This window comes from Yersinia sp. 2541 StPb PI (genome assembly GCF_052217145.1).
GTDB classification, from domain to species: domain Bacteria; phylum Pseudomonadota; class Gammaproteobacteria; order Enterobacterales; family Enterobacteriaceae; genus Yersinia; species Yersinia enterocolitica_E.
The window spans coordinates 62,012-84,580 of sequence record NZ_JAZGQB010000001.1 but is presented as its reverse complement, the minus strand read 5'-3'; the positions used below and the strand labels follow the sequence as shown (position 1 = coordinate 84,580).

Genomic DNA, 22,569 nt, shown 5'->3' with positions numbered 1-22,569 from the left:
TGTTTTCATGATTTTTTACCTTGAGTTGCAGCAACCATCGGCAGGTTCAACCCCTGCTCTTGTGCACAATTAATGGCAATGTCATAACCTGCATCTGCATGACGCATAACACCAGTAGCCGGATCGTTATGTAATACCCGGGCGATGCGCTCAGCAGCATCATCAGTGCCATCACAGACCACCACCATGCCAGAGTGCTGGGAGAAGCCCATCCCGACACCACCACCGTGGTGCAGAGAAACCCACGTTGCGCCACTGGCCGTATTGAGCAATGCATTGAGCAGCGGCCAGTCAGATACGGCATCAGAGCCGTCCTGCATCGCTTCGGTTTCTCGGTTAGGACTGGCAACTGAACCGGAGTCCAGATGGTCGCGGCCAATGACAATCGGGGCCGACAGTTCACCACTGCGAACCATCTCGTTAAAAGCCAAACCTAATTTAGCGCGCTGCCCCAAGCCTACCCAGCAAATACGGGCCGGTAGCCCTTGGAAACTGATACGTTCGCGGGCCATATCCAACCAGTGATGCAAGTGCTCATCATCAGGGATAAGTTCCTTAACCTTGGCATCGGTTTTATAAATATCGTCGGCGTTACCAGAGAGCGCAGCCCAGCGGAACGGGCCAATACCGCGACAGAATAGCGGGCGAATATACGCAGGGACAAAACCAGGGAAATCAAAAGCATGAGTGACCCCCATATCTTGTGCCATCTGGCGAATATTATTGCCGTAATCAAAGGTTGGAATACCCATATTGTGGAAGGCCAGCATCGCTTCAACATGTTCCGCCATGGAAGTTTTAGCGGCATTAACCACCAATGCGGGTTCGCTTTGGGCGCGCTGACGATACTCTTCCCAGCTCCAGCCTTTTGGTAGATAACCGTTTAGCGGGTCATGTGCGCTGGTTTGGTCGGTCACCATATCTGGGCGAACCCCACGACGAACCAGCTCAGGTAAAATTTCAGCCGCATTGCCACACAGTGCAATAGAAACAGCTTCACCCGCCGCAGTATATTTTTCGATTCGCGCTAACGCATCATCCAGATCGGTGGCTTGTTCATCGACATAACGGGTTTTAAGACGGAAATCGATGCGGCTCTGCTGGCACTCAATATTCAGAGAACATGCACCCGCCAAGGTTGCCGCCAGTGGCTGTGCCCCGCCCATGCCACCCAGACCTGCCGTTAATACCCAGCGCCCTTTCAGGCTGCCACCAAAGTGCTGTCGACCGGCTTCGACGAAGGTTTCATAGGTACCCTGCACAATGCCTTGGCTACCGATATAAATCCAACTGCCTGCGGTCATCTGGCCGTACATCGCCAACCCCTTGGCATCTAGTTCGTTAAAATGCTCCCAGTTGGCCCAATGAGGCACCAGATTCGAGTTGGCAATCAATACTCTAGGGGCGTTACTGTGGGTTTTGAAGACACCGACGGGCTTACCTGACTGAATCAGTAGCGTCTCGTCGTCATTCAGATGGGTCAGGCTTTCAACAATCTTGTCATAGCATTCCCAATTGCGGGCTGCGCGGCCGATACCGCCGTAAACCACTAATTCTTTTGGATTCTCAGCCACGTCTGGATCAAGATTGTTCATTAGCATACGTAACGGGGCTTCGGTCAGCCAACTTTTGGCCGTAAGTTGCGTACCACGCGGGGCACGAATCTCAGTATCACGGAATCTATTTGGGGCAGTCACGGCAATTTCCTTCAACCAGTTTTTCAGGTATCAACGACATTACTTAGCTTGAGTATTTATTAACATATACTCGTATAGACAAGTACAATCAAGCTCTGGTAAAAAGGCAATATTCTGCCGTACCCAAAAAAAATAATATTATGAATAGTGTTTTAAATTAATTAGTTATAATTAATTTCGTTCTGCGTTAAGGCAGAGTAGAAGGATTTTCAACGTGGTTTTACTGATGAAATCAGCATAAAATTGGTGTGTTTTTGCGCACGAAGTCACATATACGTCACATGGATTTTACATTGTGACACACTAAATCGGCGATATCGTCCCAAATACACTATACGGTTCCGCGGTTGACCATTAGGGGGCTACCAAACACAAAATGTATCCGTCGTTACCTATAACTCATTGTTTATGATGAACCTGGCTATCAACAGGCGCTTGCTCTCGCTCAGTTAAGCCGTAGTCCCGTACCACCGCCGCTACCCGCAGGCGATAACCGGCGAACACACTCGCACGCCCCGCGGCTTGTGCGCTACGATGCTGTTCAATATTCCGCCACTGCTTAACGGCCGCCTCATCGCGCCAAAATGATAGCGATAACAACTTCTGCGGGTTACTTAAACTCTGAAAACGTTCTACTGAAATAAAACCGTCCATTTGTTCCAATAAAGGTTTCAGTGCTCCGGCATAATCCAGATATGCGTGGTACTCGCCCTCTGCCGGTTCAACTTCAAAGATAACTGCGATCATCGGTGACCCATCGGATAAAATGAAAGAAAACAATATTAAACGAAGCCATCAATGTATTTAAGACATTTACGTCTTTTCTGGGGTTAGTTGGCGATTATATAGGATGTACGTCACTTACTATGCCGGTAGGGGAGCATGTGCTGGCGCGGGTTAAAAGCTTCAGTTATTGATGGGATTGGGGCGCCCTCATGGCGGTTATTTTGTTCTTATCGGGATAACAGCATTGGATCGCCCCGATAAAACGCAGTAATACAAAACCTTATAAAGCCACAATGATAAAAGCCCCGACTACAGTAGTCAGGGCTTTTAAGGTACTACAGATTTAAAATTAAACATTAATCAACTTAATAACGTGACACTTATCTTAGTACTATTTACAAAGATGTACCTATTTCTACAGGAATATTTGGTGCTTACAACTAACTCTATCCTCCAATATATTAACTGAATGATAACATTTCCCGTTTGTTACATTTAGCCATGCTTATGATAACACTGACTAAATTAGTACATCACCCTCGCGATATATACTCTTACTACATGGCTTTACTTTCTTCGCGATATCCTCGACTTCATACTTACGTACACAAATCGCGAACATTACTATTAACAACAAAGCCTTAACTCATCGCGTTTTGGTCCACATATGCGATCGTAAAGATTTATTACGTGGCCTGAAATCATCATCGCACGAGTCCATTATTAAAAACCCATCGCGAATCTCACATAAAAAAATATTTCGTGACCTTTATCGCATTACTTTAAATCAACTACATGGACACCGGCTAAATAAAGAGTTCGTTACTAATTGCACCGGTGTTGAATTCCAATCTACGTGTTCTGTACCAGATGTCAATACTGTTTTTAAGAACATGTTTTTATTATCAGTACTACTGAAAATAACTTGGCATTTTATTGGTTTAGAATCATACAAAATCTTCCGTATCGAATCATCATAACTTCAACAAGCTGATTCTACTTATTTTTCATATTTACTTAAAATGGGGATATTTTGTAAGTGCTGAGGAATAGGCAAAAAAATTTTTTGGCGGAAGATCACAGGAGTCGAACCTGCCAGGGACCGCTGGCGGCCCCATCTGGATTTGAAGTCCAGCCGCCCCACCGGGGACGATGATCTTCCATTTGGAAGAATGGTGTAAGGCGGTGATTATAGCTTGTTTATTGTATGGTGCTAGCCATTCAATAAACATGATGAATAATCCCCTCAAGTAAGAGTGGGATGAGACATTATTGAGAGTACCGAATCAGTTAATAGCTCACTTCGCCATATTTATCGCGGTGTTCTTTCGGGGTAATGGAATAGCCTTTTTTGAATACCGAATAGAAGTATTGTAGCGATGGATAGCCGCACATTTGCGATATTTCATTGATAGGCAAGGAAGTGGCAGCCAATAAGTTACGCGCCCGATCAAGCTTTTCTTCATGAATTACGCCATGAATGGTCTGCCCAATGTCATCCTTAAAGCGTTTTTCCAGATTTGAGCGCGACATTCCTACCGCATCTAATACCTGCTCAACCTTAATCCCCTTACAAGCATGATGGCGAATATAATGCATCGCCTGAATCACTGCCGGATCACGTAGCGAGCGAAAATCGGTTGAGCGGCGGGCCATGACTTTAACCGGTGGCACCAGAATGCGCTGTAATGGCGCTGTCTCTTGTTGTTTCTGACGCTGATTAAGGCGTTGATGCAACAACTTAGCTGCCCGATAGCCCATCTGTCGGGTTCCCTGCACCACCGAAGAGAGTGCCACCCTCGATAAATAGCGGGTTAACTCTTCATTATCAATACCAATAACACTCAGCTTCTCGGGTACCGCAATATCCAGATGCTCGCACACTTGGAGCAAATGTCGCGCTCGCGCATCCGTCACAGCAATAATCCCGGTCTGGTGTGGTAAGGTCTGCACCCAGTCCGCCAGGCGGTTCTGGGTGTATTGCCAGTTAGCCGGCGCGGTAGCCATTCCTTGATAAACCACCCCTTGGTATTGCTCCGCCGCCACTAACTGTCGGAAAGCATATTCTCGCTCCTGTGCCCAGCGTTTATCACTGCTGGCAGGCAGTCCGTAGAAAGCAAAACGATTTAAACCCTTTTCTTTCAAGTGCATAAAAGCAGCCTCAACCAGCGCTGCATTATCCGTCGCAATATAATCGACCGGCGGATAATCTGCCGGTTGATGATAAGAACCACCCACGCCAATAATCGGGACATCTACATTCGCCAGTAATTGCTCTATCTGCCGATCATCAAAATCGGCAATAACACCGTCACCCAGCCAATCTCGAATGTTATCGATACGGCAACGAAAATCCTCTTCAATAAAAATATCCCAATCACATTGTGAAGCTTGTAAATACTCACCGACCCCTTCCACCACTTGCCGGTCGTATACTTTGTTAGCGTTAAACAGCAAGGTTATCCGGTAGCGTTTCTCAAACATGGGAATGGCTCCTGAAATAGGTGGGATATCAAGACTCAATAAGCAGAGAGATCAACGCAGTATGGCATTGATCTCTCTGCAAAAAGATAGGGTTAAACCCGGCGTTTGGTCGCGGAATCCATCCATACAGCCAGCAACAAAATCGCACCTTTGACAATGTACTGCCAGAAAGTCGGCACATCCAGCATGCTCATCCCATTGTCGAGAGAAGCCATAATAAATGCGCCCATCACGGCACCAGCAACACTGCCGATACCCCCTGCAAGGCTGGTACCACCAATCACACAAGCTGCGATGGCATCCAATTCGGCAATATTACCCGCAGAAGGTGAACCCGCCCCCAGGCGGGAACTAAGAATCAGACCGGCTATTGCCACCATCAATCCATTGATAGCAAATACCGCCAGTTTGGTGCGTTCTACATTGACCCCAGATAAACGGGCTGCATCGATATTGCCGCCAATGGCGTAGATCCGGCGACCAAAAGCAGTCCGGGTAGCCATAAATATACCGGCCAGCATCAGCGCCGTAAGAATTAATACCGGGGTAGGGACACCACGATAATCATTCAATAAATATATAGCCCCAAGAACTATTACAGCAGTAATAGATTGGCGAGTAACATCTCCCTGGGGTGCCGCAACCGGCAAACCCAGCCGAATACGGTGACTACGCCGACGCCATTGCCAGGCCACAAACAACATCAGGCCAATCGCCCCGATACCAAAACCGAATCCATTAGGCAGGTAGCTTTGACCGATTTGTGACATCGCATTACTGGTTGGCGATACTGTGGTGCCGTTGGTAATACCGATTAAGATGCCACGGAAAGCCAGCATTCCGGCAAGGGTGACAATAAATGAAGGAACTTTGCGATAGGCAACCCACCAACCGTTCCATGCCCCCAGTACTAGCCCCAAGCCTAGCGTAACCACAATGGTTAGCGGCAACGGCCAGCCAAGCCACACATCAAAAATCGCGGCCACACCGCCCAGCAACCCCATCATCGAACCGACCGACAGATCAATCTCCGCTGAGATAATGACAAACACCATCCCCACCGCCAAGATGCCGGTGATCGCCGTTTGGCGCAGAAGATTCGAGATATTTCTGGCGCTGAGATAGGCCCCTTCAGTGGTAAAAGTAAAAAACAGCATAATAATGGCAATAGCGGCCAACATGACAAAAACTTGCAAATTAACAGATTTTAGCCGAAATAGTGGCTTTTTAACGCCATTTTCTGGTGTATTCAGTTCAGACTGATTAGCTTGCGACATGGGTTTCACTCCTGAGTGCGGCTTCCATGACCTTTTCTTGGGTCAGGTTATGGTTAATGAGATCAGCTTTGATGCGCCCCTGATGCATGACCAGCACCCGATCACTTAATCCCAAAACCTCCGGCAATTCAGAGGAAATCACAATGACCGCAATTCCCTGCTGGACCAATTGATTGATAAGTTTATAGATTTCATATTTTGCGCCGATGTCTATACCACGAGTTGGCTCATCGAGAATCAAAATTTTCGGGTTCAGTAACAGGCATTTAGCCAGAATCGCTTTTTGCTGATTACCACCGCTAAGGCGGGCAATCGCCAGCTCTGATGAAGAGGTTTTGACCTTTAACCGCGCCAGAGACTGCGCAATGGTGGATTGCTCTTTGGCATCATCCAGCATGCTAAAAGCACTGGTAAAATCATCCAAGGCCGCCAGTGTGATATTCGCGCCCACCCCCATCACCGGTACGATGCCGTCTTTTTTGCGATCTTCTGGCACCATCGCAATGCCCAGTTTCATCGCCTGCTGACACGTGTTGATGGTCACCGGTTTACCATCAATAAAAATATCTCCCTGCCAACGGCCCGGATAGACGCCGAACAAACATTGCACTGTTTCGGTTCGACCTGAGCCTACCAACCCGGCAACACCTAGAATCTCGCCACGTTTCAACACGAAAGAGACCTCATCGACCCGGCGAATATGGCGGTTGACCGGATGCCAGGCACAGAGATTTTCCACCCGTAGAATTTCTTCGCCAATATGGTGGGCTTCATGGGGGTAAAGCTCTTTCAGTTCGCGGCCTACCATCATAGCGATAATGTCATCTTCGCTCATGGTCGCCGCCGGGCGGGTACCAATATGACGACCATCGCGGATCACACAGATATGATCGGATATCGCTTTGACTTCATTCAATTTATGCGAGATATAGATACAGGCAATACCGTGGTTTCGCAGGTCACGGATAATATCCAGCAAAATAGCGGTTTCACTTTCAGTCAGTGAGGCGGTAGGTTCATCTAATACCAGTAGCCGCACTTGTTTATTCAGCGCTTTCGCGATTTCAACGAGCTGTTGCTGCCCAAGGCCCAACTCACCGACGGGAGTGTGAGGGTCGACGACCAGTTTGACCTGTGCCAACATCCGCTGACAGCGTAAATACATGGCATCGTAATCCATAATGCCGAAGCGCCCCCATTCGGAACCGAGGAACATGTTTTCCAGCACCGACATCTGCTTCACTAACGCCAGTTCCTGATGAATTATCGCAATGCCCTTTTGCTCTGTTTCACGAATATTTTTGGCCTGTAACATTTCGCCTGAAAAAAATATTTCTCCCTGATAAGAACCGGTGGAATAAATACCACATAACACTTTCATTAGTGTGGATTTTCCCGAACCGTTTTCACCACATAACGATAATACTTGTCCGGCCTCTAATGTCAGACTGATATTATCTACGGCTTTAACCACACCGAATTGCTTAGTAATATTTTTCATTTCTAGCAGGTAGGGCATAACCCCTCCTTAATACTGCTGATTTTATAGCATTGCGGCTACATTAAATAACGGCCATGTTAATAAATTAAATAACTGGCCGTTTATTACAAAGTCCAATCAGCAATATGCCAATCAATAAACATCTGCTTTTTTGTGGAATCCGTCGGCTATGATAGTGCTATCAATATTGCTTTTATCAACTTGAATCGGTGTTAATAAATAAGCAGGAACATCTTTTATACCATTATTTAATTTACTGTTGGCTTTTGGTTCCTCACCTTTACCCAGGGTGACTGCAATTTCTGCCGCATCATTGGCTAATTTACTGATTGGTTTATATACGGTCATGGTTTGCGTACCCGCAACAATTCGTTTTATTGCAGCCAAATCAGCATCCTGACCGGAAATAGCCACCTTCCCTGCCAACCCTTGTGCGGCTAACGCCTGAATTGCCCCGCCAGCAGTTGCATCATTGGATGCCACCACAGCATCAATCTTGTTATTGTTGGCAGTGAGTGCATTCTCCATAATTTTCAAGGCATTTTCTGGTAACCAGGCATCAACCCACTGATCACCGACAATTTTTATTTTCCCCTCTTTTATCAGTGGATTAAGCACTGTCATTTGCCCTTGGCGGAACAACTTGGCATTGTTGTCGACGGGTGACCCACCCATCAGGAAGTAATTGCCTTGCGGCACCCGCTCAACCAGGCTTTTCGCCTGCAACTCACCCACTTTTTCATTATCAAATGAGATATAAAAATCAATATCAGCGTTATTTATCATACGATCATACGCTAATACCTTTATCCCTTCCCGTTTAGCCTCGGCGATAACGTTACTTAATACTTGACCGTTATAGGGAATAATAACTAACACATCAACGCCACGATTAATCATATTTTCTATTTGTGACATCTGTGTTTCTTCATTGCCATTTGCAGATTGCACAAATACTTTAGCGCCAAGTGATTCAGCTTTGTTAACAAAAATGTCGCGGTCTTTCTGCCAACGTTCCAGGCGGAGATCATCTATCGCCATACCGATTTTAATTTCTTTACTAAATCCGGGCTGGCTAATCATCACCAGAGCGGCACATGCGGAGAGTAAAATGTTCTTAAATTTCATCTTTCGGTACCTTTCTTATTGTGCAAGCAGGGTAAGAGAAACGGTAAACATCGACTGCAATAGGGATTGTTGACGCTTATTTGCACATCGGCAATTACAGATTTTCATCCGCCAATTATGTTTTTTGGTTTAATGTTAATTTTATGATAACGATCATGTTTTCTTCCTCATAAAATGCATAATTCCATTACGGGATGTTATCCGTGTAATGAATATCTAAGCATTTTTATAATTAAGCGGTTATTTATGAGATCTACACCACAATTAATAATTCTCTGAATTTAAGTGTGAAATAACGTAATTGAGAGAATCGCTAACAACTCCGAAGATAAAAGCTCATCAGCCCGGCAAAAGCGGGGCCAGCTTCCAAGGAGTATTGCATGCAATCTTATTTTGATGAATTAGAACAAGTGCGTTACGAAGGCAGCCAGAGCGCTAACCCGCTGGCATTTCATCATTACAACCCGGATGAAATTATTCTTGGTAAGCGAATGGCCGACCACCTCCGGTTTGCGGCCTGTTATTGGCATACCTTCTGCTGGGGCGGGGCCGATATGTTTGGCAGCAATGCCTTTGATCGCCCGTGGCAGCATCCGGGGGATGCACTGGCTCTGGCAAAACGCAAAGCCGATGTCGCATTTGAATTCTTTCATAAACTGAATGTGCCTTATTACTGCTTCCATGATATCGATGTCTCGCCAGAAGGCGCGTCAATGAAAGAGTATCTTAATAATTTTGCCGTTATGACCGAGGTATTGGCCGAGAAACAAGAGAGCAGCGGCGTAAAATTATTATGGGGTACAGCTAACTGCTTTACCCATCCACGCTATGGCGCGGGGGCAGCCACTAACCCTGATCCAGAAGTCTTTAGTTGGGCTGCAACTCAAGTCTTTACTGCCATGAATGCCACCAAAAAACTCGGCGGTGAAAACTATGTGTTATGGGGCGGGCGTGAGGGCTACGAAACACTGTTAAACACCGATTTGCGCCAGGAACGCGAGCAGATTGGCCGCTTTATGCAGATGGTGGTGGAGCACAAACATAAAACCGGTTTCCAGGGCACGCTATTAATTGAACCTAAGCCACAGGAGCCCACCAAGCATCAGTACGACTATGACGTGGCTACCGTTTATGGCTTCCTCAAGCAGTTTGGGCTGGAAAAAGAGATTAAAGTAAATATTGAGGCCAACCATGCCACATTGGCGGGCCACTCGTTCCATCACGAAATCGCCAGTGCTATTGCCTTAGGTATTTTCGGTTCAGTAGATGCTAACCGTGGTGATCCACAGTTGGGCTGGGATACTGATCAGTTTCCAAACAGTGTAGAAGAAAATGCGTTGGTGATGTTTGAGATCCTCAAAGCGGGTGGTTTTACTACCGGTGGGCTGAACTTTGATGCAAAAGTACGCCGCCAAAGTACCGATAAATATGACCTGTTCTATGGCCATATTGGGGCAATGGATACCATGGCGCTGGCACTGAAAGTTGCCGCCAAAATGATTGAAGATGGTCAGTTGGATCAACGCGTTGCCAAGCGCTATGCCGGTTGGAATACTGAGATGGGTCAGCAAATTCTGCAAGGTAAACTGTCGCTGGAAGAGCTGGCACGCTATGCCGAACAGCATAACCTGAATCCGCAACATCAGAGTGGTCATCAGGAGCAGTTAGAAAATCTGGTTAACCGCTATTTATTCGGCTGATGTTTAAGATGGGGCACCCGCTGCCCCAATCTCACCTATAAGGAAGGTATATGTACCTTGGCATCGACTTGGGCACCTCCGGCGTCAAAGCAATTCTACTGGCCGAAAACGGGCAAGTAGTTGCGAGCCAAAGTGCCGCTTTATCCGTCTCGCGCCCACGCCCGTTGTGGTCGGAACAAAACCCGGCTGACTGGTGGCAGGCAACCGATCAGGCCATGCAGGCTCTGGCCGCAGCACATGATTTGCAGCAGGTAAAAGCCCTTGGGTTAACCGGGCAAATGCACGGCGCAACCTTACTGGATAAACAACATCAGGTGCTGCGCCCAGCCATTCTATGGAATGATGGTCGCAGTTTTGCCCAATGTCAGGCACTGGAGCAAGCAGTACCCGAGTCGCGCCAGATTACAGGTAATCTGATGATGCCCGGGTTTACCGCACCAAAACTGAAATGGCTGGCTGAGCATGAGCCAGATATTTTTAGTCGTATTGATAAGGTACTGTTACCAAAAGATTATCTTCGTTTTCTGATCAGTGGTGATTTCGCCAGCGATATGTCCGATGCCGCCGGTACTATGTGGCTGGATGTCGCGCAGCGTGACTGGAGTGATGAGATGTTGGCCGCCTGCGGTTTAAACCGCCAGCACATGCCAGCACTGTTTGAAGGCAGCCAGATTACCGGCCATGTCAGTACAGCTATTGCCCACCGCTGGGGTATCAACACCATTCCGGTAGTGGCCGGAGGTGGTGATAATGCTGCCGGTGCTATTGGTGTTGGTCTGTATCAGACCGGACAGGCGATGTTGTCGCTGGGTACCTCCGGCGTCTATTTTGCCGTCAGTGACGGCTTTCTCAGCAACCCCGCCAGCGCAGTTCATAGTTTTTGCCATGCATTACCACATACCTGGCACCTGATGTCGGTGATGCTAAGTGCCGCATCCTGTCTTGACTGGGCTTGCCAACTCACCGGCGTCGATAATGTTCCTGCACTGATAGCAGAAGTGGAGAAAGCACCGCCAGCGGCTACCCCGGTATGGTTCTTACCCTACCTTTCTGGCGAACGGACTCCCCATAATAACCCCAATGCTAAAGGGGCATTCTGGGGCTTTACCCACCAACATGGCAGGGCAGATTTAGCCCGTGCGGTGTTAGAAGGGGTGGGATTTGCTTTAGCTGATGGGATGGATGCGGTGCATGCCAGCGGATTGCAGCCGACATCAGTCACATTGATTGGCGGGGGGGCTCGCAGTGCCTATTGGCGGCAAATGTTGGCTGATATCAGTGGCCAAACGCTGGAATATCGTACCGGGGGGGATATCGGCCCAGCGTTGGGCGCAGCCCGGTTGGCTCAAATTGCACTGAACCCAGAAACGCCATTAGCGGACTTATTACCTGAACTGATATTGGAACAAACCCATTTACCTGATACAGATCGCCATCACTATTACACTGCTCAACGGACAATCTTCAAAAAGCTCTATCAGCAATTACTGCCGTTATGTGAGTAAATAACACCTCAGGGCTGGCGAGTAATACCCCTCAGCCCTGAGCGTATTAGTAATAGTTGATTTTCACGATGGCTGTGGCATCAAATTGGCCTAATTTCACTGATTGCCCGGCAATAGCATTCAGGCTGGCAGTATAATTTTTTGTCACCTGACTCACATCGTTCAACTGTGCGAACTCGTTATAACGGTTATATACAATCGCCTGACTGGCATCATTATAAATCGTCAATTTCGTGCCGTTTTGCATATCAATGGCATTATCACCCACTAACGGATTCGTGGTTGAGAACTGCGCCTGAATAGAAAAATTGGACAAGCAACCTTGTTTGACTGCGGTAATGGAAAACGGCTGACTAATATTATTGCCGCTATTTTGTAGCAACGCTTTATTGAATACGCCAAAATTCACGATTTGCGATTCTGGATATACCACCAAGTCTGCACCGCAGGCAATAAACCGTACTCCCGTTAACCCTGATAAGGCATAGCGCAAGTTCTTTGCCCCAGAGGTCAGATTCAGCCCAGTTGAACCATCAAGTTGGAATACCGTGAAGTTATCTGCACCCACATAATAACCGCTCGAAGGTGGGTTACCGGTCACTTTAATATATAGCCGGAAAGTCACCGTAACGGTAACGTTTTGCCCTTTAACAATCGGAGAGGAATTGGTATTTAAACGGGCCGCGTTAGTTTCTAAATCCTGCCCATTATAACTGACACCTAATTGCAACCCCTGCCCCAACGATTGATGTAGCGGGTTAAAATAGAACCACACTTGGTCAACCGTCGAGCCTAATACGTTATCGCAATAGGCTGTAACAGTAATATCGTTCGATTCCCAGACTTTCGTCCCTGCCGCAACATTCGATGGTATCGCTAATTGCCCGATAGGTATCGCAGGCTTAATCACAATACCGGTTCCCTTTTCAACACAATCAAGGGCATAGGCCGCCTGCGATAACAGCAGCGTCACCAATAAAATAACTACCGAGCCACCCATCCGGCCCATTTTATTTAACATAGCATGAGTCATTGTCATTCCTTTACCGGTACCGGAACAGGCTGCGCGCATTACTTTTTCTTTTCCGCAGGTTGAATTTGGCAATCAACAGCCGAGCAGTTAAAAATACGGATGACCATGCCACCAAAATCATCCATATAACCAATGCTATAACGACTGCCACTATAACCTGGCGTCTTGGCAATCTCAGTACCAAAAGGCGCGATCATTAGGCTATCGAAACCGGGGAAATTACCGCGATTATCCTGGCTTAAATACCCTAACGTGATGTAATACGGTGTCGGGTTATGAATTTTTAGACTTTCACCTTGCTTACTAATCTGTAATTTTTCCTGCCAGACCTCGTTATAATCTGCTTTTATCGCCGTAGGGCGGTAAAATAGCTTCACTCTATTTTGAATCGCAATTTGTACCACGTTGGTCATTTCACTTTTTGGTGGTACTTCCCGCACGTTGAAATAGAATAGCGTCTCGCGATCTGTAGCTAATTTATCAGCATCAGGCAGTTTCATAATGCGCACCTGACTTTTTTGGCCGGCATTAATCCGCTGCATTGGCGGTAAAGCAACCAATGGGTTATCTACTTTCTGGCCAGCGGCATTTTCTAACCATGATTGCGCTAAATAAGGTGATGTTTTACTCTGATTTTGCAAAATAACACTGGCTGATTTATCGCTGCTGTTGAAGATAATCCGTGTCCGGTCAAGATTAATCGCCGCCTCACTGACCATCGTGGTAAGCAATAAGGCAATCCCTACTATGGCATTATTTATCTGCTGGTTCTTCCTAACCAGCATCATGTTATTAAGGTCTTTCATTTTCTGTTCCGCTCTAAATTAGATCGTTATGCTGTGAATAACTGCTTTAAGTAAGCAACAGTTTTGGGTAAAAAATAATTTACGGTCAATAATAGTTTTCGGTCAATAAACTATTTTAATTAATATTTTTCCATATTGCTGCCTAACCTACTGACAAGGAAGTAGAATTTTCCCTGAATTCATGCCGTTATTTTCCGGCAATACTATCTTGCACTGCTTTTTGCCCCACTGAACCGTCAGTTTCCCGGCATCTTCTAAGCCAGCCAAATAGGCCAAGCCACTTTCGCCTAAAATACCTACCTCGGCTCCGGTTTTATCAGCAATAACCGATGACCCAAGTGGTGGGAAACTACCGTCATTGAGGCGGATTATGGCCATAATTTGCTGACCTTTTACTGCCCTAATTTCACGGTAACCAATAGCACCTTCGGTTAGAGTTTTTTGAATAACAGTACTATAGACTTCAATATCTTCCGGCAGGCTTTGCACATCAACCCGAACGTCTGACTGCTGATAACTGGTAACGCCATTTACCACTGCCACACCAAACCGATTGGTAATCGCCGAATTATTATTCAATGACACACCTGAAACATTGCCGGTATCAATCATTATTCTTGGCTCATTACCCGATTTATTCTGGTGAGCTGAAACACCCTTCGCAGTCGCGGTTATCGAGCCATACCAGTTGGTATTCAACGAGTTATATTCATTATTTTTATGGCTGGCATCGACACCAAACTCACCATAAGGGGAGCTATGCTGATAGCCACCACGGAACACGCCATTTCCTTGCTGTATTTCAGGGCTGGCGCCCCCGGCGCTGACACGCCAGATATTCCTCGGGTCCTGGCTGTTGAAATAGGAGATATTCTGCGAGTAGCCGTTGTTCTTATCACGTTGCGCGTCATAACTGACCTGCTGCCCAACACCAATCGGGACGCTGAATGAGAAGAACACCTGATTTTCGCTTTCATACTGGTATTTCACTTTATTGGCAGAGATTGTCGTCGAAATGCCTTTAAAAGAGCCAATATCAAAAATTTTGCTGACAGAAACACCGTAATTATTACTGGATACATCATTCCAGTAAGTTTTATGGGTAGCAGATAAGTACATAGTGATATCCGGCCAGGCCAAATATTGGTTCGCGGTCACGGTGTATGTTTGCTTATCATTTTGTAGATAATTATTGCCATTTAGCCGATCCAAATACTGGCTCATGCTCATAAAGTTCTTTTCGGAAAAACGGTATCCGGCAAAGGTAATCTGGCTATTAGTCTGGTCAAAACGCTTGGAATAGTTAACCCGGTAGCTTTCACCACTCTGCTTCCCTTCATGCGGTAACTGAGAGCGGGAATGTGTAACATCGACAGACAGCGCACCGAAATCATGCAAATTTTGCCCAGCACCCATGGCTATCGCGGTGTAGTCCTGTGACGTCGCAATCACTCCGCCATACAAGGAAACATCATTAAATGCCCCCCATGAAAACTCACCATTAAAGAAAGTCGGATCACTTACCGCGTTATTGCTGCCCTGCATCGGACGGCCCAAAGCCGTTTTATAGCGGATGGCACCTTTGCGGGTTAAAAATGGTACGGTTGCGGCGCTAACTTGGAAAGTGGTTACACGACCATCTTCCTCTTCCACGCGGACATCAATATTGCCCTGTACCGCCTCACTAATATCTTGAATAACAAACGGCCCCGGAGCAACGTTGGTTTGGTAAAGGGTACGGCCATTTTGGCTCAGAATGACTCTGGCATTGGTGCGAGCAATGCCGATCACTTGCGGTGCATAGCCACGCAGTGTCGGTGGCAACATCCGCTCATCACTGGAAAGTGATGCCCCCAGAAAACGAAATGAATCGAAAATACTGGAGCTGAGATAGGTTTGACCACCAATAAATTTAGCCCCTATCGCTGGGATAGCCCGAAATGCATACACTTGTGACCAGTCAAAATTACTGTAGTGCGAGCCTTCTGTTTCATTATTGATATATTGGTAATCAGCACGGATACGCCATGGCCCCATATTGGCGCCCGCAGTTCCGTAGCTGCTAAAATTAGTGCTACTACTACCACTTTTCGGCGCATAACGATTACCAAACAGGTTGTAATCCAATATAGCGCCGGGAATGCCATCATCCCATTGAGAAGGCGGCACCCAATTAGGATCACTGTAAGCTAACCATGCTTGTGGAATAGAGATAATTAAATATTGTTTTTCTTTATCGTAATTTGCCGTAATTTCTTCTTTTTGATCAATAGAGACACACTTGCCATCATTCCATAATGTCAGCGACTCACGCACAGCCGGAGCTAACCCTAGCAGATCAACTAAATCTGGAGACAGGCATAATTTAGTTAATTTCCCATCATCGACAGGTAAATAGGGTATCAGGTAGCGCTCAGGTAACAGCCGGCCATTAATCAGGACATCAAGCAGATAATCACCAGGAGGGGTATAATCATCAACCTCAAAACGAGACAGATCGATATTACTGCGATCTTTTGCATCGATAATATTGGTATTAAACTCTACTGCTGCAGCCATTCCAGGCAATAATAAACTCAAACCTGCCAATGTTAATATTTGCACCATTCGAAAGATCATTTCTTTTCTTCTAGATTTATATTGCATAAATAAATCACTGTCTTATGGCAAAGTATTAATAAAGGGGAGTATCCTCCCCTTAAATTGAAGCTACATACGCCGCTGTAACGTCAAATAAGCAGGGTATGACCCAAAGTAATTGGTGTTTCAGCAAAGCAGCAAACAAGTGCCGCTAACGCTGCTGCAACGCCAAGTACGAAGGGTAATTTTATTTATAGTTCAGCGCGTAAGTAGCCTGGGACACGATAGTACCGGTTGTTACAGGTGCGCCAGTTGCTTCAACGCGCGCTGCGAATACTATCTGATTCGGGCCAGTTACCAGATTAACATCAGCACCGGTATCACCCACTTTCAGCAATGCGCCGTTAGTGTCGATCAGACGAATACCTGCACCACCTGCGCTACCGGTGTTTGCCAGCAATGCTGGAGAGGTTGCATCAGAAACGCCGCCGAAAGTTACGGTAACTTTAGACATTGCAGGGTAAGTTACTGAACCTGCGGTTTGTTCAGTCAGATCGCAATCTTGCAGGTCAATGTTGTACTGAACGTTCTGAGAATATTTATTACCGGTTTCCAGTAATTTATTCGCTACCTGCCCCATATCTACGCTGATATCAGTAGAGTTCGGCGCGATAGAGCATGGTGCATTAATAACAGTACCGGTAAAATGAATACGGCCATTACCTTCATCTGCAGCAAATGCTTGGGAAATGAAAGCAGAAGACGCCAACGCAATAATCAATGCACTTTTCTTAAAATTAGACATATTAAAAAACCTTTATTTAGACACCATATTTAAAGAATACGCTGATGGAATGCCATCAACGGCTCACGTCATTACCGATGGCTATAACCACGATAAAATAAATAAAAAACATGAAAGTAAAAATGCAATAAGATGAAATCACAAAATGACACTAAAATTCAATTGTAGAAATGCATTCCAGAATAAAAATCCCAGAATTAAGTCTCGACATTTAAATTATAATCATAAAAGTGTAATTTATATTAAATAGTAACAGATACTTTATAAACTCCCATGTATTTATATTATCTGGCTGTTCTCGCCCCGACTGGACACGGGTAGGACTATACGCGATCTTTTTATCTAGTAAATACGAATTTATCGGCCAAATCGATCGTTATATATAATTTATTTGGTGTTTTATGCCATGTTTATGATCAAAATCCAGTTGTTTATGCCAAATAGAGTTGACTAAGCAAGGTTATACTTCAAATATTTTTATAATATCAGCAATAAATCTTATCTGTGTTTATTCGACAAATCAGAGATATCAACAATGCTGAAGGAAAAATCCTACAAAATATAGGAATATATTCATACGCCATCAATAGAACTATTCTTTTAATGAATTCAAATTGTATATAATAAGCAATGAATACATTTTTAATGTCAATTTTTGTCGATAAAAAAGATGTTGGAAACCAAATGATACATATCCCGAGATTGCAAAATGCAGGCTAGCACAACTAATACACCAGCAAGTTGAAGCATAAGGGATATAAACAAATGGTTAACTGGTCCCTTTTACACCCTATGATGGCCGGATTTGGCATTCCGCTCTAGTTAAAACCAGCCCATGATTGAGCTACATCCTTACGGCGGAGGGCCGGAAATGACTAACAGCGCATTACTGATTATTGATGTTCAACAATCTTTCGAACATAAATCTTTTTGGCAGCAGCAAGACTTACCCGCCTTCTCGGCGGCACTGAATCTATTAATTACCGGCTGTAAACTGCGAGGAGTGGCACTGGTCGATGTTTTTCATGTCGCCCCAGAAGGGCCTTTCTCACTGGCTTCAGGCTATGTTAAACCAATGTCGCTGGTTTCCCATCAGGCAGATGTTACCGTACAAAAGCGGGTACATAACGCGCTGACTGATTCAGGTCTGGATCAGTGGCTAAAGGAAAGGCAGATAGATCATCTAATTATTGCCGGTATGCGTACTGAGCAATGCTGTGAAACCACCGCCCGTGTGGCATCGGATTTAGGTTATCAAGTGACCTTCGTGACTGAAGCTACGCTAACCTTCCCAATGATGCAGCCAAATGGGGTGGTATTGAGTAGCGAAGAATTAAAGCTGCGCACTGAAACCGTGTTAGTCGATCGGTTTGCCACCATCCGTACCGTTGCGGAAACACTGGATGCTCTGGATACTCGGCCGTCAGAGGTGGTTGCAGAAAAAACAGTAAACTGGCAGCCACAGCCTTATTTGCCACGAGATATCACCCCTGCTGACGTTAAATATCTTAAGCAGTGGCAGTTGAAGCGCTATGTTATTCGTTACTCGCAGGCCCAAGGTGACACACCATATTACGCCCCCGCTTATCAGTTAGTTGGGCAGTGGTTACCTGAAGAAGCAGAAACGGTGAACCGCCCAGGCATTGGTTTTGTGATTGAGCATCAGGGGAAAACACTGAATTACCTGATTGTTGGATGGTGGGACAATGAGAATGAATTGCGCGTGAAAGTCTGGGTACAAGAGCAGGGAGTGTGGCGTGCGGCACGGGATGAATCGTTCTGTGTGTGGGATTTGCAGGTTATGGCCTTTGAACGCGATGCTTTTGTTGCTACTTTGCTACAGCACACCCCGGATATTCCGGCTTATCTGAACCGTTATCTGACGGTAACTGTGGATTAACCATGCAACGAAATGTCTATTTCCTATTGCTTCCCGGCGTGCTGTCGCTGGATTTAACTGGCCCGGCTGAAACCTTACGGTTGGCAGGGTCATTTAATCTCTTCTATATCAGTCCATTGCCGCAAGTGACGGCTTCCACCGACATGGTGCTAGGCCAGTTACAACCACTGCCTGACCGCTTGCCAGAGGGCAGTTTACTGGTCGTGCCGGGAGTGAGCGACTCACGCCACTACTTTGCAACCGAAACGGCCGCAGTAGCCCGTCACTGGTTACAACAGCAAAAAATAGCCATTACACAGCAAAAAATAATCTTGGTTTGTGTCTGCTCCGGTGCATTACTGGCGGCACAAGCGGGGCTACTGGATGGCTACCAATGCACCACTCATCACAATGTACTTGAGCGATTACGTCAGCAGGCACCCGCCGCACAAACCAAAGAAAACCGTATCTTTGTTGAAGACCGTGGCGTGTATACCAGCGCCGGAATTACGGCGGGTATTGATCTCTCTTTGCATCTGATTAGCCGCTATTGCAGCCCACAAACTGCATTAGAAGTCGCACGGGAAATGGTGGTTTATTTTCGACGGTCTGGCGATGATCCGCAGCTTTCCCCCTGGTTACGTTACCGCAATCACCTGCATCCCGCCGTACACCGTGCGCAGGATGTGATGTCGGCAGAACCGGAAGCCGAATGGTCACTGCTTCAGGTCGCGCAGAAAGCACATGTCAGTAGCCGCCATTTAACACGATTATTCCGCGAACATGTCGGGATCAGTGTGCGTGAATTTCACGAACAATTGCGAGTCGCAGTGGCCGAAGTTCGCCTGCAAGAAGGGTTTAATCTGGAGAAAGCCGCACTGGCTGCCGGGTTCTCCTCCGGCCGCCAGCTTCGGCGCGCACAACAGCGTGGGCAGGTCGTGGTTAACTGACCAGACGCCGCCGGTCAATGCGCTGTAATCCCATGGATAGCAAAGTGCTCAGGGCGAGAGCCAGTGCGAAAACATAGAAAATATCCAGTATCGGATAACCCGTAAAATCGTAATGATGGGTGCGAATAAAGTGAATAATGAGCGCGTGGAAGCCGTAAATCGCCAATGAATGCCCGGCGAGCCAGCTTAGCCAGCCAATTTGCTGGTTCATGCAGTTTTTAAACCACACCAGCAGTGATACCGCCGCAACGAACACCAGCGGGCCACAATACATATAGAAAGTATCCGCAAAACTGCCATTAATCCGCGTCTGCTTTTCAGTTGAGATGGCAATAAATATTACGCTGGTGATAAACAGCAATGCCGCCCCCCAACTGATCACCCTGCCTTTGGTTTCCAACATTCCAATTGCCCGCCCCAACAGCGCGTACAGCAAGTAATAAAAAGTATCACCGTAGATATAGAGGTTGATTGGCAATAAATGGAAACCGCCAATCGAATATTTGCTGGCTTGGGGATTGGCTAGCACTGCCAGCAGTAAAATCACCACCGCCAGATAGCGGCCTGACACCGGTTTGACATTAATCAGTGGTGATACCAGATAAACCACGATAATGGCGTAGAAAAACCACAGATGATAAAACACCGGTTTTTGCAGGATATTCTGTAGTGAGCTCCAACCGTTGATCGGCGTCAGGATCGAAATATAAATCAGGGCAATCACACTGTAGAACAGCAGGCATAGCCCAATTCGGGTGAAGTGCTTTTGCTGTGCACTTTTTTCACCAAAAAACAGATAACCAGAGATCATAAAGAACAGGGGCACGCAGGCACGAGAAGCAGAATTGAGCAGATTGGCAATATCCCAGTTAGCCTCACCCACCTGAGCACCACTGGTGACGTAATAGGTCGTGGCATGGATCATGACCACCATAATGCAGGCCACCGCCCGCAAATTATCAATCCAGCCAATCTTATTGGTCATGCATACTCTCTATCACCTGTCAGCATACTAAAAGCGTTGATCTATTTACGGCATCAATAATCAGGTTGCAAACAATAACGTAAATTTAACGTATCCCCAAAATAATTGGCATTGCCATATTCCTCTATTGACGGCAAAATAACCGACCTGACGCGCTTTGAATGCACACCCTGCCTGAGCCGTATCCTTTTTTACGTTTATTATTAATAGCTTAATTTATGCAAACTTCATTTTCACCCGCGACACGTTTAGGTCGACGGGCGCTTTTATTCCCTCTTTGTTTAGTATTGTTCGAATTTGCCGCTTATATCGCTAACGATATGATCCAGCCAGGTATGCTCGCCGTAGTGGCTGATTTTAATGCCAGTATTGAGTGGGTTCCGACCTCTATGACTGCCTATCTGGCTGGCGGGATGTTCTTGCAATGGTTACTTGGGCCGTTGTCAGACCGCCGTGGGCGCCGCCCGGTAATGTTGTTCGGTGTCGCATTCTTTGTGGTGACATGCCTTGCCATCTTGCTGGTCAATAGTATCGAACAGTTCATCGCCATGCGCTTCCTGCAAGGGATCGGCTTATGCTTTATTGGTGCCGTCGGTTACGCCACTATTCAGGAATCATTTGAAGAAGCGGTCTGTATTAAAATTACCGCGTTAATGGCCAATGTCGCCTTGATTGCCCCATTACTCGGCCCTCTGGCGGGGGCCGCCTTGATTCATGTCGCTCCGTGGCAGGCAATGTTTGTGCTATTTGCCGTGCTGGGGGCCATTTCATTTGTGGGCTTATGGCGCGCCATGCCGGAAACCGCCGCTCTGAAAGGAGAGAAACTGTCAGTGGCAGCGATGTGGCATGACTATAAGCTGGTACTCGCCAACCGCCGTTTCATGTGTGGTTCCCTGGCGTTAGGCTTTGCCAGCCTGCCATTGCTGGCGTGGATTGCGCAATCACCCGTCATTTTGATCAGCGGTGAGCAGCTATCCACTGTTGAATATGGTGTTTTGCAGGTGCCAATTTTCGGCGCACTGATTATTGGTAATCTGACACTGGCGAGATTGAGCGGCAAAACCAGTATTCCACGTCTTATCCGCTACGGTGCCGGTCCGATGATTATTGGCTTGCTGGTTGCCGCAGGCTCAACGCTCTATTCATCCCATGCTTATCTGTGGATGACGGCAGGACTGAGCCTGTATGCCTTTGGTATTGGCTTGGCTAATGCCGGTTTGGTGCGGTTGACACTGTTCGCCAGTGATATCAGTAAAGGTACGGTATCTGCCGCCATGGGGATGATCAGTATGATGGTATTCACCTTCGGCATTGAGTTTGCCAAAATCGCTTACTTGTGGGGCAACAGCGGTATCTTTAACCTGTTCAATCTGATCAGTGGCTTGCTGTGGCTGGGCTTGGTGATGATATTTATTCGCCGTCAGCCGGCGGCGGTTACTGCGGAGTAGTTTTAAAGCGGGAGAGAAGCAGCGCTTTTCTCCCGCTAAATATTTTTGTTAGCGTAACTTTAAAG

At 46.5% G+C, this 22,569-nt stretch carries 16 protein-coding genes and 1 tRNA gene; 5 read left to right on the top strand and 12 right to left on the bottom strand.

What is annotated here, in order from left to right; genetic code table 11:
- Positions 1–5: 5 nt before the first annotated feature.
- From hutU to xylF, 7 genes are all read right to left on the bottom strand, one after another.
- A complete protein-coding gene (hutU, locus tag V1953_RS00340; protein WP_083161415.1) occupies positions 6–1,697 on the bottom strand; it encodes a urocanate hydratase in 1,692 nt (563 codons plus the stop codon).
- 399 nt (positions 1,698–2,096) lie between these two features.
- A complete protein-coding gene (locus tag V1953_RS00335; protein ID WP_083161417.1) occupies positions 2,097–2,444 on the bottom strand; it encodes an antibiotic biosynthesis monooxygenase family protein in 348 nt (115 codons plus the stop codon).
- Positions 2,445–3,490: 1,046 nt separating this feature from the next.
- Positions 3,491–3,585: transfer RNA gene (locus V1953_RS00330), tRNA-Sec, on the bottom strand.
- A gap of 128 nt (positions 3,586–3,713) precedes the next feature.
- Positions 3,714–4,907, bottom strand: a complete 1,194-nt coding sequence (gene xylR / locus V1953_RS00325; RefSeq protein ID WP_083161429.1) for a D-xylose utilization transcriptional activator XylR — start codon at positions 4,905–4,907, stop codon at positions 3,714–3,716.
- 92 nt (positions 4,908–4,999) lie between these two features.
- A complete protein-coding gene (gene xylH / locus V1953_RS00320) occupies positions 5,000–6,184 on the bottom strand; it encodes a xylose ABC transporter permease XylH (protein WP_083161431.1) in 1,185 nt (394 codons plus the stop codon).
- Positions 6,171–7,703, bottom strand: a complete 1,533-nt coding sequence (locus tag V1953_RS00315) for a xylose ABC transporter ATP-binding protein (RefSeq protein ID WP_442850546.1) — start codon at positions 7,701–7,703, stop codon at positions 6,171–6,173. Before V1953_RS00315 ends, xylH begins: the two co-directional genes overlap by 14 nt.
- Before the next feature lie 114 nt (positions 7,704–7,817).
- Positions 7,818–8,813 (bottom strand): D-xylose ABC transporter substrate-binding protein, encoded by a 996-nt coding sequence (gene xylF / locus V1953_RS00310; RefSeq protein WP_050086873.1) that lies wholly within the window; start codon positions 8,811–8,813, stop codon positions 7,818–7,820.
- 380 nt (positions 8,814–9,193) lie between these two features.
- On the opposite strand from xylF, the gene xylA reads away from it, so the two are divergent.
- Together xylA and xylB are read left to right on the top strand one after the other, a co-directional pair.
- Positions 9,194–10,513 carry a xylose isomerase gene (gene xylA, locus V1953_RS00305; protein ID WP_083161436.1) on the top strand — a complete coding sequence of 440 codons (1,320 nt, stop codon included), beginning with the start codon at positions 9,194–9,196 and terminating at the stop codon, positions 10,511–10,513.
- 50 nt (positions 10,514–10,563) lie between these two features.
- Entirely contained in the window at positions 10,564–12,018 is a 1,455-nt protein-coding gene (gene xylB / locus V1953_RS00300; RefSeq protein ID WP_372568446.1) for a xylulokinase, read from the top strand.
- Between the two features lie 46 nt (positions 12,019–12,064).
- Here the strand turns inward: xylB and V1953_RS00295 are convergent, their stop codons facing one another.
- From V1953_RS00295 to V1953_RS00280, 4 genes are all read right to left on the bottom strand, one after another.
- The gene (locus V1953_RS00295) at positions 12,065–13,051 is read right to left on the bottom strand and encodes a fimbrial protein (protein ID WP_083163973.1); all 987 of its coding nucleotides are present in this window, start codon (positions 13,049–13,051) and stop codon (positions 12,065–12,067) included.
- Between the two features lie 38 nt (positions 13,052–13,089).
- Positions 13,090–13,857, bottom strand: coding sequence for a fimbrial biogenesis chaperone (locus tag V1953_RS00290; RefSeq protein ID WP_083161439.1), 768 nt, complete (start codon positions 13,855–13,857; stop codon positions 13,090–13,092).
- Between the two features lie 147 nt (positions 13,858–14,004).
- Positions 14,005–16,464, bottom strand: coding sequence for a fimbria/pilus outer membrane usher protein (locus V1953_RS00285; RefSeq protein WP_227746574.1), 2,460 nt, complete (start codon positions 16,462–16,464; stop codon positions 14,005–14,007).
- A 220-nt stretch (positions 16,465–16,684) separates the two neighbouring features.
- Entirely contained in the window at positions 16,685–17,242 is a 558-nt protein-coding gene (locus V1953_RS00280) for a fimbrial protein (protein ID WP_083161443.1), read from the bottom strand.
- An 871-nt stretch (positions 17,243–18,113) separates the two neighbouring features.
- Here V1953_RS00280 and V1953_RS00275 point away from each other — a divergent pair.
- On the top strand, positions 18,114–19,142 hold the full coding sequence (locus V1953_RS00275) for a cysteine hydrolase family protein (RefSeq protein ID WP_442850545.1): 1,029 nt from the start codon (positions 18,114–18,116) through the stop codon (positions 19,140–19,142).
- Positions 19,143–19,144: 2 nt separating this feature from the next.
- Entirely contained in the window at positions 19,145–20,071 is a 927-nt protein-coding gene (locus tag V1953_RS00270; RefSeq protein ID WP_083161447.1) for a GlxA family transcriptional regulator, read from the top strand.
- On the opposite strand, the gene V1953_RS00265 is transcribed toward V1953_RS00270, so the two are convergent.
- Complete coding sequence (locus V1953_RS00265; RefSeq protein WP_083161449.1) at positions 20,064–21,056, bottom strand: acyltransferase; 993 nt, start codon at positions 21,054–21,056, stop codon at positions 20,064–20,066. The genes V1953_RS00270 and V1953_RS00265 overlap by 8 nt on opposite strands.
- 218 nt (positions 21,057–21,274) lie before the next feature.
- On the opposite strand from V1953_RS00265, the gene V1953_RS00260 reads away from it, so the two are divergent.
- Complete coding sequence (locus V1953_RS00260; protein ID WP_442850544.1) at positions 21,275–22,504, top strand: MFS transporter; 1,230 nt, start codon at positions 21,275–21,277, stop codon at positions 22,502–22,504.
- Positions 22,505–22,569 lie beyond the last annotated feature (65 nt).